The sequence below is a fragment of the Plebeiibacterium sediminum genome, from assembly GCF_026013605.1.
GTDB classification, from domain to species: domain Bacteria; phylum Bacteroidota; class Bacteroidia; order Bacteroidales; family Marinilabiliaceae; genus Saccharicrinis; species Saccharicrinis sediminus.
Genome location: NZ_JAPDPJ010000010.1, coordinates 63,781 through 81,412 on the forward strand (window position 1 = coordinate 63,781; position 17,632 = coordinate 81,412).

A 17,632-nucleotide genomic window follows, 5' to 3' on the forward strand; every position below is an offset into this window, starting at 1 on the left:
TAATTGTTATTATAGGTTTTCAAGCATTTTTTTTATTACAGTTTGTGCTGACACAACTCTGTTTGCTGCTTCTTGAACTACTAGTGAGTTTTCGCTTTCAATGACGCCATCTGTCACAATCATATTTCTGCGAACTGGCAGACAGTGCATGAATTTGGCATTATTTGTAAGTGCCATTTTTTCTTCGTCAACAGTCCAGCTCATATCCTGACATGTAACCTGTCCGTAATCTGTGTATGAAGACCAGTTTTTTGCATAAATAAAGTCAGCACCTTCAAATGCTTTCTTTTGATCATATTCTACAGTTACACCTTCAGTAAATTCATCAGCTAATTCATACCCTTTAGGGTGTGTAATTACAAACTCAACATCAGCTTCCTTCATCCATTCTGCAAAAGAGTTTGCTACAGCTTGAGGCAGTGCTCTTGGGTGAGGAGCCCAGGTTAAAACAACTTTTGGACGTTCTTTTTGTTTGAATTCTTCAATTGTAATTAAATCGGCAAAAGATTGTAGCGGGTGACGGGTTGCAGACTCTAAACTAATAACCGGAACTCCGGAATATTGGATGAACTGGTTTAGTACTTTTTCAGAATAGTCGTCTTCTTTATTCTCAAAAGTAGCAAAAGAACGAACTCCAATTAAGTCGCAATATTGACCAATTACAGGAACTGCTTCTTTAATATGTTCTGGTTTGTCGCTATCCATTACAACACCCATTTCTGTTTCAAGTTTCCAGCCGTCTTTGTTAATATCTAAAACCATTACGTTCATTCCCAGATTCATTGCAGCCTTTTGAGAGCTTAATCTGGTTCTTAAACTACTGTTAAAGAAAACAAGAATGATGGTTTTGTTTTTTCCTAATTCGCTAAAAGCATAAGGATTTTTTTTCACTTCAAAAGCATCTTTTAAAGCTTGTTTTAAATCTCCTATGTCGGTTACTTTTAAAAATCTTTTCATATGTAATTTGATTTTTATGGTCTCATGGAACTAGCCTGAATTATGAATTTTCAAGGCTCGTTTCAATTTTTAATTATTGGTTGGTTTGGGTATATAACTAAAAGTTGTTTAATCTACTAACTGGTTATTATACCTCTTTATGTAAAAATTAAGCGGGTCTTGTATGACCATCACCTTTTATAAGCCATTTGTAGCTGGTTAGCTCCTTTAAGGCCATTGGGCCACGAGCATGTAATTTTTGAGTACTAATTCCAATCTCAGCTCCCAATCCAAATTGTGCTCCATCGGTAAATGCTGTTGAAGTATTAGCGTAAACTGCAGCAGCATCAACTTCATTGTAGAACCTTTCAATAACTTTAGCATCTTCAGCTATTATAGCTTCGCTGTGTTTTGAACTGTACTTGTAAATATGATCCAATGCTTCATCAAGGTCATTTACTGTTTTTATCGACATTTTATGAGACAGAAATTCTGTTCCAAATGACTCAGAAGTTGCCTTAAATAAAAGGTTTTCGGGATACTGATCTTTTAATTGGCTGTATGATGCTTCATCGGCATAAACTTCCACGTCAAAAGGAATCATACCTTTCATGATTTCTGAAAGATCCAGCAATTTATCCTTGTGAATAATCATGCAATCCAATGCATTACAAACGCTCACTCTGCGTGTTTTAGCATTAACAACTACATTTGCAGCTTTACTAATATCAGCAGAGCGATCTACATATGTATGCACAATTCCTGCTCCCGTTTCAATTACAGGAATATTGGCATTTTCTCTAACAGAATTGATAAGGTTTTGTGATCCTCTGGGAATAAGAATGTCAACGTAACCAATTGCATTCATTAGTTCTGTGGCTGCCGATCTGTCAGGTGGAAGTAACTGAAGTAACTCAGGATTTAAGTTTTCATCCTTTAATACCTTGTGAATGAGTTCAACAATTGCCTTGTTTGAAAATTCAGCATCACTTCCTCCTTTTAAAACACAAGCGTTTCCTGATTGCATGCACAATGAAAAAACGTCGAATGTTACATTAGGTCGAGCCTCATATATAACCCCTATAACACCAAGTGGTACTCTTACCTTTTGTAGTTGTAATCCGTTGTCAAGTTCTTTTTCTTCAAGAATTTCACCAATAGGGAAGGGGAGTTTAGCAACATTTCTGATGTCTGCGGCAATACCTTTAATTCTTTCTTTCGTTAATTTTAGCCTGTCAAATTTAGGATCCTCAGGACTCATTCTGTCCAGATCCTTTTGATTTGCTTCCAGTAACTGAGGAATGTTGTTCTCCGCTTCATCTGCAAGTTTATTGAGCATATTTATGATGCGCTGTTCTGTTACTCTCGTTAATTCACGAGAAGCGTCTTTAACTTTTTGAAATTGTGCTAAACATTGCATTTTTTAGATGATTAAGGTTGTTATTTATGTTTCGATCAATATTAAAATAAATATAAATAATCGTAATGTATGAGTGCCTGATATTTAGGATCCTTCATATGTTCTGTTGCCTTTGCTTTGTCGTACTTGGCTTTACCAATGCCCACTTCAATTCCGTCTTCAGAAACAATTTTAAGTAAATCTCCTTTTTTAAAGTTACCATTAAATTTAATAACCCCGGCAAGTAATAAACTTGTTGCTTTTGATGAATTCAGTGCGTCAAAAGCTCCTTTGTTAATAATTACTTCCGCATTGGTAAAGGACTCTGAATAAGCAATCCATTTTTTTATGGCAGGATATTTTTCTCCTGGTAAAAACCTGGTATGCTCAACTTCTTGAGGATGATTATTTAAATCAATTAATATATTAGGAATAGTTCCATTGGCGATGTGAACAGATGTTCCTGAAGCTGCTGTTTTTTGTGCAATATGACATTTGGTTAACATTCCTCCTCTACCAAAATTAGAACGAGTTGTAGAGATATATTCAGAAAGATCAGCATTAGTACTATCAACTGTTCTGATTACTTTGGCATTGCTGGTTCTGGGATCTCCATCGTATATTCCATTCACGTTACTCAATATAAACAAAGCTTCACTGTTCATCATTGATGATAATAAACCAGCAAGCTCGTCATTATCTGTAAACATTAACGCAGTTACTGATACTGCATCATTTTCATTAATAATTGGAACGATTCCGTTTTGGATCAATGTTGAAATACAGTTTTTCATATTCAGGTAATGCTCACGGGAACGAAAATCTTGTTTTGTAACCAAAACCTGAGCACACTGAATGTTATGTTTTTCAAATAAAGCCGAATAGGTATTCAAAAGCTTTACTTGTCCAACAGAAGAAAGTAACTGACGAGATGATACGGTATCGGTTTTTTTGTTGATTTTAACCATAGACCTACCAGCAGCAACTGCACCTGATGAAACAAGAATTATTTTCTTGTTTTTTTCATGTAATGCAGCAATCTGATCAACCAGATGAGATACTCTTTCCTTGTGCAGCATCCCATTTTCATCAGTCAATACGTTTGATCCTATTTTTATTGTAATTGTTTTAAACACAGGAGATCTTATTTACCGTTTTCAATTTTATTAAAGGAGGTTATAAGTCCTTTAATAAGAGAAGAGCTAAATCCTTGGTGTTCCATTTCGTTTAATCCGGAAATGGTTACACCTCTTGGTGTAGTAACTTTGTCAATTTCATGTTCCGGATGTGTTCCTGAATTGATTAAAAGATCTGCAGCTCCCTTTACAGTCTGAGATGCAATTTTTAAAGCCAGGTCTGCACCAAATCCAATTTCAATACCGCCTTGAGTTGCAGCACGAACAAATCTTAGTGCAAAAGCAATACCGCATGCTGCCAGAACTGTTGCAGCAGCCATTAATTCTTCAGGAATGATAAGTGCTTCACCAACTTGTTCAAAAAGAGTAAGAACAACCTGGCTTTGATCTTCACCTGCATTGTGAGCAGAAATACAGGTCATTGATTGACCTATTGCAATAGCCGTATTAGGCATTGCTCTGAAGATCGGTAACTTTTTATCAAAGTATTTTTCAATAGTAAGAGAGTCAACACCTGTTGCTAAAGAAATAATTATTGTGTTTTCGGTAACACAATCTTTTATTTCAGTAACAATATCTTCAACCTGATAAGGTTTTACTCCCAGGAAAATAATATCAGCACCAGTGGATGCTGCTTTGTTGTCAGATGTAATGTGAATACCTGACTTTGTTAAGTCTTTTATAAATTCTACCCTTCTACGTGTAACGGTAAGGTTAGAAGGATCTATTACGTTTGAGTTTACAATGCCTTTTGCTATCGCCTGGCCTAAGTTTCCGCCACCGATAATGGTAATTTTCTTGTTTTTCATAACACGAATTTATATGGGGCATTTAGTATTGCACTAAATGTACCAATGTCATTTCGTGCTAATATTCTACGCCATCTATTTCAACTTTGATGTGTCCCCAATTTTCACCAGATTTAATTCTGTATAGTTGCATTTCGCTAATGCCAAACTGTTTAGCAATGATTTTAAGTCGCGATTTGCGTTTGGGGTCAAATATTTTCTTTTTTAATCTAATAACTTCCGTTGAAGTGAGTTTGTGCCCTTCATCCTTTCTTCGTCCTTTTTGCTTTTTGCGGGCCTCAATTACGATTGGATTATCTTTTTGGTGTTCAAAAACTTCATCTTTAGTACACCACTTAAGGTTCTCAACGTAATTGTTATTTTTGTTATGATCTAAATGAATAACAAAGGTTGCATCAGATCTGTCGTTTTCAATAAAGTATTGAGCAACTAGTTTATGAACGTAAAAAGTTTTCGATTTTCCGTGTGGCCGTACCGGCAATGTTGAATAACCACGAAGTTTACCTCCTTTTATCAAGGTTCCTTCTTTGGGAACAGTTAAATAACTGATTACTCTGCCGTAATTTGAAATTGCATATTTCTTCTGCAGTGCGCCTTCTTCAAACCTTATTTCTTTCCACTCTTCATTCCAGAATGATTTAATCATAATTTGCCTGTTTTGTTGTATAAATATAATACGTATCAGGCACTTTGTTTTATAGTGATTCAGATAATTTTTGAATGAAAAAATCTGATTGCTCAACATTTAAGCTTAACGGAGGTAGAATCCTTATGGTATTTGCGCCTGATACCCCTGTGAAAATCTTATCTTCGAATAGAAGTTTCTTTCTCAAGTCGGCTATTGGTGTATCAAATTCTATACCAATCATAAGGCCTAATCCTCTAATTTCACAATTTTTAATGTTTTGGTTTAATTTTTTAATAATGTTATTACCAACAACTCTTGAATTTTCAACCAGGCTTTCTTTTTCCATGACTTCCAATACTGCCAGAGCAGCTGCGCAGGCAAGATAATTTCCTCCGAAAGTAGTACCTAACATGCCAAACCATGGTTTAAATTCATTGGATATAAGTACACCTCCTATTGGAAAACCATTACCCATTCCTTTGGCTGTTGTAACAATGTCAGGTTTTACATTGCTATACTGGAATGCAAAGAATTTTCCTGAACGTCCATAGCCGGATTGAATTTCGTCAAGAATTAATATGGCTTTGTATTTTTTACACAATTCTCCAAGTCCTTCCAGAAAAGAAGCATCAGGAACAATGATACCGCCAATTCCCTGAATACCTTCAATGATCACAGCGCAAACATCATCTTTTTTTAGTTCAGTTTCTACTGCATCAAGATTGTTTAATTCAAGAATTGAGGACTCGTGCTTGCTGTTAATTGGTGCTACAATTTTAGGATTGTCAGTTATGGCAACAGCAGCAGAAGTTCTGCCGTGAAAGCCTTTTTTGAATGAGATAACTCTTGTTTTTCCTGTTGTAAAGGAAGCGAGTTTTAATGCATTTTCATTGGCTTCAGCACCTGAGTTGCAAAGAAATAGATCGTAATCTTCCAAACCTGACATTTCGCCAAGCTTTTGAGCAAGCTCTTTTTGCATCTGATTTTGAACAGAATTGGAGTAAAAGCCAATGTTGTTTAACTGATCAGAAATGCGTTTGATGTAATGAGGATGAGAGTGTCCGATTGAAATTACAGCATGGCCGCCGTACAGATCAAGGTATTTATTACCCTCTTTATCCCATATGTAGCATCCTTCTGCTTTAACGGGCTCAATATCAAAAAGTGGATATACGTCAAATAGTTTCATTTCTATATTCAGTTAATGTTAAAAATAAACACTCCTGTAAAGTCTTGGCTTCTCTACAGGAGTGTTAACTGGTCTTCCTTTGTAAGTTAACACCTAATTTAAACCATCAATAAAATTCTCCTTAAGGTGGTTGGCTTATAAGCTAACTATTGGTTATGTTTTTGCTTACTTAAAAAGCTACCGGTTTAAGGCGAAGACCAGTTGTTTCTTCAAGGCCAAACATTAAGTTCATATTTTGAACAGCTTGACCTGAAGCACCTTTTACCAAGTTGTCGATCATACTGATTACAAACAACTTTCCATCATACTTCTCAACAAATACGATTCCTTTATTGGTATTAACCACCTGCTTTAAGTTTGGATTCTCATCCGAAACAATAACAAAAGGGTGGTCTTTATAATAATCTTTATAGAGCTGAACAGCATCCTCTACCGTCATGTCAGATTCAGTGTATGCTGTAGCCATAATACCACGGGCAAAATTTCCTCTTACCGGAATAAAATTAACCTCGTTGGTAAAATCATTTTGTAGCTGGCAGAGTGACTGTTTAATTTCTCCCAAATGTTGATGTGAGAATGCTTTGTAAACAGATAAATTGTTGTTTCTCCAGCTAAAATGTGATGTTGCAGTTGGTTTTTGTCCTGCCCCGGTAGAACCAGTAATTGCATTTACGTGAACCTCGTTTAGTTTTCCTGAAGCTGCTATCGGAAGTAATGCTAACTGTATGGCTGTAGCAAAACATCCGGGGTTTGCAATTTTTGAGGCTGACTTAATATCTTCTCTGTTTAATTCAGGAAGCCCATATACAAAGTCGTTTCCATCTGCTTTTAATCTGTAATCATGACTAAGGTCGATAATTTTGATGTGATCAGGGATTACATTTTCACTTAAAAATTCTTTTGATTTTCCATGTCCCATGCATAGGAAAATAACATCCACAACATCAGTATCTAAATTTTCTGCAAACACAAGATCTGACTCTCCAATTAAATCTGCGTGAACAGCACTGATTGGATTTCCTGCATTACTAGTACTTTGAATACATGTAATTTCAACTTCCGGATGAAAAATCAAAATTCTTAATAGCTCCCCGGCTGTATATCCAGCTCCACCTACAATACCAACTTTAATCATTTTATTATATTATTTTCAGGCGATAATATTTTAAGTTTACTATCGCCTGTGAATTTTTGGTTTATTTTATTTAATATCTAACTGACCTTCGTTAACCTTATTAAATATTTTTAATTGGTTACCTAAGATGTTAGTGAATCCTTTCACATCATCACCGCTCCAGCCTTTATTAACTTCACCATAATCACCGAATCCTGAATTCATTAAGTCGTTATCCGATTCAATTCCAACTAATTCAAAACGGTATGGGAATAGTTTTAAAATTACTTTACCAGTTACGTTAGTCTGTGTGTTATCAAGGAATTTCTCAATGTCTCTCATCACAGGCTCTACGTATTGAGCTTCGTGCAATAACATTCCGTACCAGTTGCTTAATTGTTCTTTCCAATACATTTGCCACTTGGTAAGCGTATGCTTTTCAAGTAGGTGGTGCGCTTTAATAATTAGCATTGGAGCTGCAGCTTCAAAACCAACTCTACCTTTAATACCAATTATTGTATCTCCAATATGAGTATCTCTTCCAATAGCATATGAAGAACCAATTGCTTCAATTTTTCTGATGGCATCAATAGGAGTGGCAAATGTTTCTCCATTTACAGATGCAATTTCACCTTTGTTAAATTCAATTGTTAACTCTGATGGTTCTGTTTCTGTAAGTTGACTAGGATAAGCTTCTTCAGGTAAATTTTTGTTTGAAGTAAGTGTTTCTTTTCCACCTACACTTGTTCCCCAAAGACCTTTGTTAATGGAATATTCCATTTTCTTCCAGTCTTTCTCAACGCCATGTTTCTTTAAGTACTCAATTTCAGCTTCTCTGGAAAGCGTTAAATCACGAATTGGAGTGATAATCTCAATTTCCGGAGCTATGATTTGAAAGGTTAAATCGAATCTTACCTGGTCATTTCCTGCACCTGTACTTCCGTGAGCAATATATTTAGCTCCTATTTTTCTTGCATAATCTACGATAGCGTAGGCCTGAAAAATTCTTTCAGAACTTACAGATAGAGGATAAGTGTTGTTTTTTAGGATGTTACCAAAAATCATGTATCGGATACAGTTGCGATAGTAAACGTCAGTTACATCAAGCGTTGCATGCTTCGTTACACCAAGGTTGTATGCACCTTCTTCAATGGTTTTTAATTCCTGATCAGAAAAACCACCAGTGTTAGCAATTGCAGAGTAAATATCTAATCCTTTTTCATGTTTAAGGTACTTCACACAAAATGAAGTATCTAACCCGCCACTAAAGGCTAAAACAACTTTTTCCATTTTCTTTTATTTATTGTTAGAGCTGAGCTCTATCATTTTTACGAGATTAATTTTGCTTGCAGACGTTTGAAATAGGAGTGCTTGTTTTCTCCTTTATTCTTGTTAGGTCTTAAAAATACAAATTGCTTAAATTTAAGCCATCTGCTATATACTTTTAAGCTCTTTTCGTCCTGTTTCTTATTATCCTTTGTGGGATCATAAAGCATACCTGTACATAAACAATGTCGTCGGTTTGTTCTAACCAGAATATCATAGTTTACACAGCTCTGACAGCCTTTCCAAAACATTTCGTCGTCCGTCAGTTCTGAAAATGTTACGGGCTTATAACCAAGCTCCGAGTTGATCTTCATAACTGCCAGTCCGGTTGTTAAACCAAAAAGCTTCGCATCAGGAAATCGTTTTCTTGATAATTCAAAGGCTTTTGATTTAATCGCTTTAGCCAGACCTTGTCCCCTAAAGGCATCGGCAACGATCAATCCTGAATTAGCCACAAAACGATTGTGCCCCCAGGATTCTATGTAACAAAAGCCGGCAAATGTTTTGCCGTGCAAAGCAATAATAGCTTTTCTTTCGTTTATTTTTTGAATAATATAGCCAGGACTACGTTTTGCAATCCCTGTACCTCTCACTTTTGCAGCGTCTGCAATAGTAGTAAGTATGATATCCACATACTCGAGGTGCTCCTCATTTGCTACATCGATGTAAAAATCTTTAATCATTTTTAATTAACGCCTCAAAAATCAACTACAATAATTTATCCTTTAAACCGGGGATAAATAGTGATAAAACTTCAATGATATGTCCTTTTGATATCCCTTCTCTGTTAATTAATAAAATAGTGTCATCTCCGGCTATGGTACCTAAAATCTCGTAGGGATCATGACTGTCGATTACAGAAGCAATACTATTAGCAAAGCCGGGTCTTGTTTTAATTACTGCCAGATTTCCTGTAAAGTCTATGGAATCGATTCCTGAAACAGGAAAGTCATCATGAACTTCTTCATTGATCTTAGCTAACCCTTGGGGTAATTCATATACATACCCAAGATCAGTGTGTGGAACTTTAGCTACCTTTAAATATTTAAGGTCACGGGATAGTGTAGCCTGGGTAGTCATAAATCCTTCTTTTTCAAGCAAGATAAGTAACTCTTCCTGGCTGCTTACATTCTGTGAGCTAATGATGCTTTTTATGGTAGCTAGTCGCTGCGCTTTGATCTTCATTGTATAAATATTCAATTACAATGCAAAAATATTCACTTTTTTAAAATAATCAAAAGAAATTTGTAAAATATTTGTATTTTTGCAGCCGAAATGAATCCTGAGAAAGGACAAAACATACTTATATCCAAAGATTAGAGTTGTTGAGTCTTAGAAAGGATGGCGATTGTTAAAGAGTAAACGCATAGATAAAGTAAGACATATAGAATCAGATTGAAGATTTTTTCTGATTTTTTTTTGTATAAGAATACATTACATCAATTTCATAATAAGCCAGTATAACATGAATAAAGACATTAAAAAAGTAGTAATACTTGGATCAGGTGCGCTAAAGATCGGAGAAGCAGGTGAGTTTGACTATTCAGGGTCACAGGCTCTTAAAGCTTTAAAGGAAGAAGGCATTGAGACTGTTTTAGTAAATCCTAATATTGCTACTGTACAGACATCAGATAAAATTGCTGATAAAATTTATTTTTTGCCTGTAACACCTTATTTTGTCGAGGAGGTAATTAAAAAAGAAAAGCCTGATGGTATTCTGCTGGCTTTCGGTGGTCAGACTGCATTAAACTGTGGTACTAAACTTTTTGAAACCGGAGTGCTTGATAAATATAACCTTCAAGTATTAGGTACACCTGTTCAGGCAATTATTAATACTGAAGACAGGGAAATTTTTGCTAATAAGCTTAAAGAAATTGATGTTAAAACACCAATCAGTCTTGCTGTAACTTCAGTTGAAGAGGCTGTGAAAGCATCAAAGAAAATTGGATTCCCTATTATTGTAAGAGCTGCTTACACATTAGGTGGAATGGGAAGTGGATTCTGTTATAATGAAGAAGAGTTAATTGCTCGTGCAGAAAACGCGTTCTCTTATTCAAACCAGATTTTGGTTGAAGAATCATTAAAAGGATGGAAAGAAGTAGAGTATGAGGTGGTTCGTGATAAGTATAATAACTGTATTACAGTTTGTAATATGGAAAACTTTGACCCACTGGGAATTCATACAGGAGAAAGTATTGTAGTAGCACCTTCTCAAACACTTTCAAACTCTGAATATCATAAATTACGTGAGCTAGCCATTAAAATTATTCGTCATATTGGTGTTGTTGGTGAGTGTAATGTTCAATATGCGTTAGATCCTAAATCAGAGGATTATCGTGTAATTGAGGTAAATGCCCGTTTATCTCGTTCCAGTGCCCTTGCTTCTAAAGCAACTGGTTATCCGTTGGCTTTTGTGGCAGCTAAATTAGGTTTAGGTTATGGATTGCATGAGTTGAAAAACTCGGTAACTAAAGTAACTTCTACTTTCTTTGAACCAGCATTGGATTATGTAGTATGTAAAATTCCTCGTTGGGATTTAAATAAATTTAATGGTGTTAGCAAGCAGATTGGTTCAAGTATGAAATCTGTTGGTGAAATCATGTCTATCGGTCGTACTTTTGAAGAGGCTATTCAAAAAGGTCTTCGTATGATTGGTCAGGGAATGCATGGTTTTGTAGCAAACCAACCATTAAAAGGAATTGATGTTAAAACAGAATTAGCTGAACCTACTGATCAACGTATTTATGCCATTGCCGAAGCTTTTGAAAATGGAATGACAGTAGAGGAAATTCATGAGTTAAGTAAAATTGACCATTGGTTCCTTGAAAAGCTAAAGAATATTAGTGATATAGAAACAGAACTTAAGAAGTTTTCTAATCTGGAAGAACTTCCTAGTGATTTGTTAAGACAAGCTAAACGTTCTGGTTTCTCTGACTTCCAGGTGGCTCGTTGTGTATTTAAGAGCACAAGTGAAGTGATTAGTGATGACTTGTTAAAAGTAAGAGCTGAGCGTAAAAAACGTAACATATTGCCTGTTGTTAAGCAAATTGATACCATGGCCGGAGAGTTTCCTGCTCAAATCAATTACTTATACTTAACATACAGTGGAACCGAGCATGATATTGATTATGTAGATGATGGTAAATCTGTAATTGTATTGGGTAGTGGTGCTTATCGTATTGGTAGCTCAGTGGAGTTTGACTGGTGTAGTGTTAATGCGCTGAATACGATCAGAGATCAAAAATATCGTTCTATCATGATCAACTACAACCCTGAAACGGTGAGTACAGATTATGATGTTTGTGATCGTTTATATTTTGATGAACTTACTTTTGAGCGTGTACTTGATGTTATTGATCTTGAAACACCAAAAGGAGTGATCGTTTCTGTAGGTGGACAGATTCCTAATAACCTGGCTATGAAATTAAATGGTCAGAATGTACCAATTTTAGGAACTTCGCCTGAAAATATTGACAATGCAGAAAACCGTCAGAAATTCTCTGCAATGTTAGACCGCTTAAATATTGACCAGCCAAGATGGAGTGAGTTAACTTCAATAGAAGATATCTTTACTTTCGTTGATGAGGTTGGTTTCCCAGTTTTAGTTCGTCCAAGTTATGTGCTTTCGGGTGCAGCCATGAATGTGGTAAGTAACAAGGATGAGTTAGAGCACTTCTTAACATTAGCTGCTAACGTTTCAAAAGAATATCCGGTTGTAGTTTCTGAATTTATTGAGGAAGCTAAAGAGATTGAAGTGGATGCCGTTGCTAAAAATGGTGAGTTGGTAGCTTATGCAATTTCAGAGCACGTAGAGTTTGCAGGTGTTCACTCAGGTGATGCAACTATTGTATTCCCTCCTCAAAAATTGTATATCGAAACAATGCGTCGTGTTAAAAAGATTGCCAGAGAAATAGCTAAAGCGCTTAATATCTCAGGACCTTTTAATATGCAGTTGTTGGGTAAAAATAACGAGCTTAAAGTTATAGAGTGTAACTTAAGAGCATCTCGTAGTTTCCCATTTGTTTCTAAAATTCTTAAGGTTAATTTAATTGACCTTGCAACACAAGTAATGTTAGGAATGGATGTTGAAAAGCCAAATAAAAACTTATTTGATTTGGATTGTGTTGGAATCAAAGCACCTCAGTTCTCTTTTGCTCGTTTAGCAAAAGCTGACCCCGTGTTAGGTGTTGATATGTCATCAACAGGTGAGGTTGGATGTATCGGTGATAACTTTGACGAAGCTATCCTGAATTCAATGCTTTCTGTAGGTTATTCAATTCCACAAAAGAATATTTTGATTTCTTCAGGTCCATTACGTTCAAAAATGGAATTGTTGAAAGCTGCTAAGCTGTTAAAAGATAATGGTTATAACATTTTTGCAACAGGTGGAACTCATAAATTCTTTGCTGAAAACGGAGTTGAAACTACTCATATTTATTGGCCAAGTGAACCGGATCAACATCCAAATTCATTGGAAATGATTCGTGAAAAACAAATTGATTTGGTGGTTAATATCCCGAAAAACTTAAGTACAAATGAGTTGAAAAACGGATATAAAATTCGCCGTAGTGCCATTGACTTTAATATTCCATTGATTACTAATGCTCGTTTAGCAAGTGCATTTATTCAAGCCTTTTGTAAAATGGGTAAAGAGGATATCAAAATTAAGTGCTGGCAAGAATATAAGTAATAATATAGTCTAATTAGATATTAATGATTAAGGCCGTTGGGAATCTCTCAACGGCTTTATTTTTTTATATAAAGATAATTTTTGCATAAGTTTTGTTATTTTCGGGAGTTTGAACATAAAAAGTTTGAGAATGAAAATCAGAAAATCACTATTGTTAATTGTAAGTCTATTTCTTTTATATGCAGAAAGTAAAGCTCAGGATAAATTTGAGTTTGAAACTGTATTTGATAATAAAAACACTGCTGTAAAGAATCAAGGACATTCCGGCACTTGTTGGGCCTTTAGTACAATTTCTTTTATTGAAAGCGAAATCATCCGCATGGGAGGTCCGGAGTTTGATCTGTCTGAAATGTATATAGTAAATTATGCATATCAGGAAAAAGCAAAGCAGTATGTGATGCTTCATGGATTGGGAAACTTTAGTCAGGGAGGGCAAGCTCATGATGTGCTTAATGTAATTGCAAAGCATGGTTTTGTTCCGGAGAGTGATTTTCCGGGAAGACCTGATACCGCTTTAATGCATAATCATACCGAGTTTGAATCTGCCATGAAAGGATTGCTTGATAACTACATGAAACCAAGTGATACACACCCTTCAGAAGTTTGGTTTACCAATATTCAGTCTATTATTTCAAACTATCTGGGCGATATTCCAAAGCAAACGGTTTTTAATAAACGAACTTATTCACCACAGGAATTTGCAGCGGGACTGGGTATTGATAAAAATAATTATATCGAATTAACTTCTTATACTCATCATCCTTTTTATGAACCATTTGATTTGGAAGTTCCTGATAACTGGTCGCATGATGAGTATTACAATTTACCTATTGATCAGTTGATTGAGGTAATGAAAAAAGCCATTCAGGATGGTTATACTATTGTATGGGATGGTGATGTGTCTGAAGAGTTTTTCTCACATGGTAAAGGGGTTGCTTTAATTCCTGTTGATAAAACTAAAGGCTTTGAACCACAAGAAGAAGTGTATGTAACTCAGGAGGCACGCCAAAATGCTTTTACTTCATGGCAGGCAACAGACGACCACCTAATGCATATTGTAGGAATTGTGAAAGATCAGAATGGTACCTTGTATTTTAAAACCAAAAATAGTTGGGGTACAGACAGGAATGATTTTGGCGGATATTTATACATGTCAGAATCCTATATGAGAATGAATACAGTGGCCATCATGTTACATAAGCAAGCTTTGGGAAAAGATTTAACAAAGACATTGTTTAAAAAATGAATCAGCAATACTCCGATTTTTTAAGACAGATTTCAGATTATGTAAATCATAAAATGGAATCTGTTGATGCAGGTCATGATGTTAGCCATATAAATAGGGTATTGCATAATGCCAAAGAAATTAATAAGAAAGAAAAAGCAGACGAGTTTTTTGTAGAAGCCGGCGTGTTGCTTCATGATATTACTGACGAAAAATTGTTTGATAAAGATCAGGCAGAAAAAGAATTGATGCAATTCCTGCAAGGTATTGGAATGAGTCCGATTGATATTGATCGGATTCAAACTATTATCAGTGTGGTTTCTTTTGGCAAAGAATTTGATAAAAAAAGTGATTTGACTCCTGAACAGAAAGTAGTTTGCGATGCAGATCGCTTAGATGCTATTGGTGCAATTGGCATTGCTCGTACTTTTCATTATGGGGGCAATAAAAACAGGGAAATATTCAATCAATCAATTCCTCCTAAAAAATACAATTCAACCGAGGAATACAGAAATAGTGAAAGTCCAACCATCAACCATTTTTATGAGAAGTTATTATTGTTGAAAGATAAAATGGAAACAGAAACAGGCAAAGCTTTGGCAAATGATCGCCACCAGTTTATGCTCAATTATCTTAAGCAATTTTATAACGAAATAGGAGTGGATGGTTTCTAGGTATTATATGATAATATGCTGGATAAAAAGAAAACTCAAATAACACCTAAATGGCTGTAAAAAAACAATCAACACACAAAAAACACAAAAAGCAGGTTTCTCCTAAAAACAAAAAATCATATAAAAAATTAATAGCGCTTTCCATTAAGGGATTATTGGGATTCATAGCTGTAATATTTTTGTTTTTACTGTTTGTATATCTAGGCGTATTTGGTCGTTTACCTTCCTACGATGAATTGGCTAAAGTAGACAATGATGTTGCTTCAGAAGTTTATACTGAAGATGGTACTTTAATGGGAAAGTATTATCACCAAAACCGTATGAGTATTGAAAATAAGGTGATTTCCAAGCATGCTATTAATGCTTTGGTGGCAACTGAAGATAAACGTTTTTTTACGCATAAGGGTTTTGATGTAATTAGTTTAGGAAGGGTACTTTTCAGAACAATATTACTGCGCGATAAAACACAGGGAGGAGGAAGTACAATTAGTCAGCAATTGGCAAAAAACCTGTATCCCCGAAAAAAGTATGGTCCGTTGTCGATGTTGGTTAATAAATCGCGAGAAGTTTTTATTGCCTCCCGGTTAGAAAAGGTTTACACTAAGGATCAGATATTAAATCTGTATTTAAATACGGTACCATTTGGCGAAGATGTTTATGGTATAGAAGCTGCATCAATGCGCTTCTTTAGTAAACATTCATCAGCTTTAAAACCTAATGAGGCTGCTGTTTTAGTTGGTATGTTGGCAGCAAATACGGCATACAATCCTCGTTTAAATCCTGAAAGATCAAAGAAAAGAAGGAATCTGGTTTTAACCAGAATGAATGAGTTTGGTTTTTTATCTGATAAGGATTTGTCAAAATATACCAATGCTGATTTAGAATTAAACTATCATAAAATAGACCATAATACAGGTATTGCTCCATATTTTAGAGAGATGGTGCGTATTCAGGTTCAACAAATACTAGAGGATGAATATGGCGATCATTATGATATTTATAAGGATGGACTAAAAATTTATACCACCATAGATCCAACGCTTCAAAATTATGCAGATGAGGCGGTGCAAAAACATATGGCAGCGCTTCAGAAAGAATTTAAGTACCATTGGAAGAATCGTGACCCGTGGAAAAATCACCCATCAGTTTTTGATAACGCACTTCACTCCTCACATAGATATAAAACCTTAAAAGCACAAGGTAAGTCAGAGGATGAAATTTTGGCAGAGATGAAGAAGTTAAGTAAAATGACCATCTTTGCTTACCCCAATGAAAAAGAAGTGAACCTGTCACCCCTGGATTCAATCAAGCATTATTTAAAGATTTTGAATACTGGTTTTATGGTGATGGATCCACAAAACGGTAAGGTATTAGCCTGGGTCGGTGGGGTAAATCATAAGTTTTTTCAATATGATCATGTTACTTCGCGCAGACAGGTTGGTTCAACATTTAAGCCAATCGTATATACTGCAGCTTTAATGGATGGAATGAGTCCGTGTGATTATATATCAAATGAAAGAAGAGTTTACGAAGATTATCAGGATTGGTCACCGGCTAATGCTGATGGTGATCATGAAGGTTACTATTCATTAAAAGGAGGTTTAACCAATTCTGTAAATACCATTACAGCTGAAATAATGGTTAAAACAGGTGTTGATAAGGTACTGAGTCTGGCTGAGGATATGGGAGTGGAGTCTAAATTGCCTGCTGTGCCATCCATAAGTTTAGGTACTGGTACTATTTCATTACAGGAAATGTTAACCGTATATTCCTGTTATGCCAATTATGGTGTTAAAAAAGAACCTTATGGAATCGTTAGAATTGAAGATAGCCATGGAAAGGTATTGTATGAACGCGAGCAGGAAGAGGAGGATGTAAGGGTTTTGGATGAAGAAACAGCAGAACTGATGAATTACATGCTGCAGGGAGTGGTACAAAATGGTACGGGAAGAGGCTTAAGGACAGTTTATGGATTGAAAAGTCAGATTGCTGGTAAAACAGGGACCACTCAGGATAATGCTGACGGATGGTTTATTGGTTTTACCCCAAGGTTACTGGCAGGAGCGTGGGTTGGAGCAGAAAGTCCGGTAGTTCATTTCAGAACCACTGCTCTTGGTCAAGGTGCGCATATGGCACTGCCCATTTATGGCTTATTTATGCAAAAAGTGGAACGGGATCCGAAATATTCAAAGTATACCAGAGTACCATTTAAAGACTTAGATAATGATATGCTTGCTATGGTGGATTGTGCTGATTTTTCAATTACAGATCCGGATCGAAATATCTTTGATCTATTCCGTTTCGGAAGGCGATCAAAACCTGATACTACAGGGTTAAAACTTTCTCCTGAAGATAGAGCGCGATATGAAGAGCGTATGAAAGAACAAAGAAAGGAGAAAAGCAAAGGATTGTTGAATAGAATGAAGGACCTGTTTAAAAGAAAAAACTAGTGTTTCTTCAATTGAACACTTATTGTACGTAAATAGGATTCATTGCGTTTATTTTT

14 protein-coding genes are annotated in these 17,632 nt (G+C 35.6%); 4 read left to right on the forward strand and 10 right to left on the reverse strand.

Annotation, left to right across the window (positions count from 1 at the left end; all coding sequences use genetic code 11):
- Window positions 1-9: 9 nt before the first annotated feature.
- The 10 genes from OM075_RS06540 to OM075_RS06585 form a co-directional block, all read right to left on the reverse strand.
- Complete coding sequence (locus tag OM075_RS06540; protein WP_301189689.1) at window positions 10-957, reverse strand: N-acetylornithine carbamoyltransferase; 948 nt, start codon at window positions 955-957, stop codon at window positions 10-12.
- A gap of 148 nt (window positions 958-1,105) precedes the next feature.
- On the reverse strand, window positions 1,106-2,356 hold the full coding sequence (locus tag OM075_RS06545; RefSeq protein ID WP_301189690.1) for a glutamate-5-semialdehyde dehydrogenase: 1,251 nt from the start codon (window positions 2,354-2,356) through the stop codon (window positions 1,106-1,108).
- 41 nt (window positions 2,357-2,397) lie between these two features.
- Window positions 2,398-3,471 (reverse strand): glutamate 5-kinase, encoded by a 1,074-nt coding sequence (gene proB, locus OM075_RS06550; protein WP_301189691.1) that lies wholly within the window; start codon window positions 3,469-3,471, stop codon window positions 2,398-2,400.
- Between the two features lie 8 nt (window positions 3,472-3,479).
- Entirely contained in the window at window positions 3,480-4,280 is an 801-nt protein-coding gene (proC, locus tag OM075_RS06555; protein ID WP_301189692.1) for a pyrroline-5-carboxylate reductase, read from the reverse strand.
- A gap of 58 nt (window positions 4,281-4,338) precedes the next feature.
- A complete protein-coding gene (locus OM075_RS06560) occupies window positions 4,339-4,926 on the reverse strand; it encodes an NUMOD4 domain-containing protein (RefSeq protein ID WP_301189693.1) in 588 nt (195 codons plus the stop codon).
- 49 nt (window positions 4,927-4,975) lie between these two features.
- On the reverse strand, window positions 4,976-6,097 hold the full coding sequence (locus OM075_RS06565; RefSeq protein WP_301189694.1) for an aspartate aminotransferase family protein: 1,122 nt from the start codon (window positions 6,095-6,097) through the stop codon (window positions 4,976-4,978).
- A 169-nt stretch (window positions 6,098-6,266) separates the two neighbouring features.
- Window positions 6,267-7,232 (reverse strand): N-acetyl-gamma-glutamyl-phosphate reductase, encoded by a 966-nt coding sequence (argC, locus tag OM075_RS06570; protein WP_301189695.1) that lies wholly within the window; start codon window positions 7,230-7,232, stop codon window positions 6,267-6,269.
- 66 nt (window positions 7,233-7,298) lie between these two features.
- Window positions 7,299-8,501 carry an argininosuccinate synthase gene (locus OM075_RS06575; RefSeq protein ID WP_301189696.1) on the reverse strand — a complete coding sequence of 401 codons (1,203 nt, stop codon included), beginning with the start codon at window positions 8,499-8,501 and terminating at the stop codon, window positions 7,299-7,301.
- Window positions 8,502-8,539: 38 nt separating this feature from the next.
- Window positions 8,540-9,220, reverse strand: a complete 681-nt coding sequence (locus OM075_RS06580) for a GNAT family N-acetyltransferase (RefSeq protein WP_301189697.1) — start codon at window positions 9,218-9,220, stop codon at window positions 8,540-8,542.
- A gap of 25 nt (window positions 9,221-9,245) precedes the next feature.
- The gene (locus OM075_RS06585) at window positions 9,246-9,722 is read right to left on the reverse strand and encodes an arginine repressor (protein WP_301189698.1); all 477 of its coding nucleotides are present in this window, start codon (window positions 9,720-9,722) and stop codon (window positions 9,246-9,248) included.
- A gap of 280 nt (window positions 9,723-10,002) precedes the next feature.
- Here OM075_RS06585 and carB point away from each other — a divergent pair, with 280 nt between their 5' ends.
- From carB to OM075_RS06605, 4 genes are all read left to right on the forward strand, one after another.
- Window positions 10,003-13,227, forward strand: coding sequence for a carbamoyl-phosphate synthase (glutamine-hydrolyzing) large subunit (gene carB / locus OM075_RS06590; RefSeq protein ID WP_301189699.1), 3,225 nt, complete (start codon window positions 10,003-10,005; stop codon window positions 13,225-13,227).
- A gap of 130 nt (window positions 13,228-13,357) precedes the next feature.
- Entirely contained in the window at window positions 13,358-14,473 is a 1,116-nt protein-coding gene (locus tag OM075_RS06595) for a C1 family peptidase (protein WP_301189700.1), read from the forward strand.
- On the forward strand, window positions 14,470-15,126 hold the full coding sequence (locus OM075_RS06600) for an HD domain-containing protein (protein ID WP_301189701.1): 657 nt from the start codon (window positions 14,470-14,472) through the stop codon (window positions 15,124-15,126). The genes OM075_RS06595 and OM075_RS06600 overlap by 4 nt, the downstream gene beginning before the upstream one ends.
- 50 nt (window positions 15,127-15,176) lie before the next feature.
- Window positions 15,177-17,576 (forward strand): penicillin-binding protein 1A, encoded by a 2,400-nt coding sequence (locus tag OM075_RS06605; protein WP_301189702.1) that lies wholly within the window; start codon window positions 15,177-15,179, stop codon window positions 17,574-17,576.
- The last annotated feature ends 56 nt before the right edge of the window (window positions 17,577-17,632 follow it).

Excerpts from the sequence above, each read along its gene's own strand:
- OM075_RS06580 (WP_301189697.1), bottom strand. The coding sequence starts at position 9,220 with ATGATTAAAGATTTTTACATCGATGTAGCAAATGAGGAGCACCTCGAG.
- OM075_RS06560 (WP_301189693.1), bottom strand. The coding sequence starts at position 4,926 with ATGATTAAATCATTCTGGAATGAAGAGTGGAAAGAAATAAGGTTTGAA.
- OM075_RS06545 (WP_301189690.1), bottom strand. The coding sequence starts at position 2,356 with ATGCAATGTTTAGCACAATTTCAAAAAGTTAAAGACGCTTCTCGTGAA.
- OM075_RS06575 (WP_301189696.1), bottom strand. The coding sequence starts at position 8,501 with ATGGAAAAAGTTGTTTTAGCCTTTAGTGGCGGGTTAGATACTTCATTT.
- OM075_RS06600 (WP_301189701.1), top strand. The coding sequence starts at position 14,470 with ATGAATCAGCAATACTCCGATTTTTTAAGACAGATTTCAGATTATGTA.
- OM075_RS06605 (WP_301189702.1), top strand. The coding sequence starts at position 15,177 with ATGGCTGTAAAAAAACAATCAACACACAAAAAACACAAAAAGCAGGTT.
- OM075_RS06595 (WP_301189700.1), top strand. The coding sequence starts at position 13,358 with ATGAAAATCAGAAAATCACTATTGTTAATTGTAAGTCTATTTCTTTTA.
- OM075_RS06540 (WP_301189689.1), bottom strand. The coding sequence starts at position 957 with ATGAAAAGATTTTTAAAAGTAACCGACATAGGAGATTTAAAACAAGCT.
- OM075_RS06585 (WP_301189698.1), bottom strand. The coding sequence starts at position 9,722 with ATGAAGATCAAAGCGCAGCGACTAGCTACCATAAAAAGCATCATTAGC.
- proC (WP_301189692.1), bottom strand. The coding sequence starts at position 4,280 with ATGAAAAACAAGAAAATTACCATTATCGGTGGCGGAAACTTAGGCCAG.
- carB (WP_301189699.1), top strand. The coding sequence starts at position 10,003 with ATGAATAAAGACATTAAAAAAGTAGTAATACTTGGATCAGGTGCGCTA.
- OM075_RS06565 (WP_301189694.1), bottom strand. The coding sequence starts at position 6,097 with ATGAAACTATTTGACGTATATCCACTTTTTGATATTGAGCCCGTTAAA.
- argC (WP_301189695.1), bottom strand. The coding sequence starts at position 7,232 with ATGATTAAAGTTGGTATTGTAGGTGGAGCTGGATATACAGCCGGGGAG.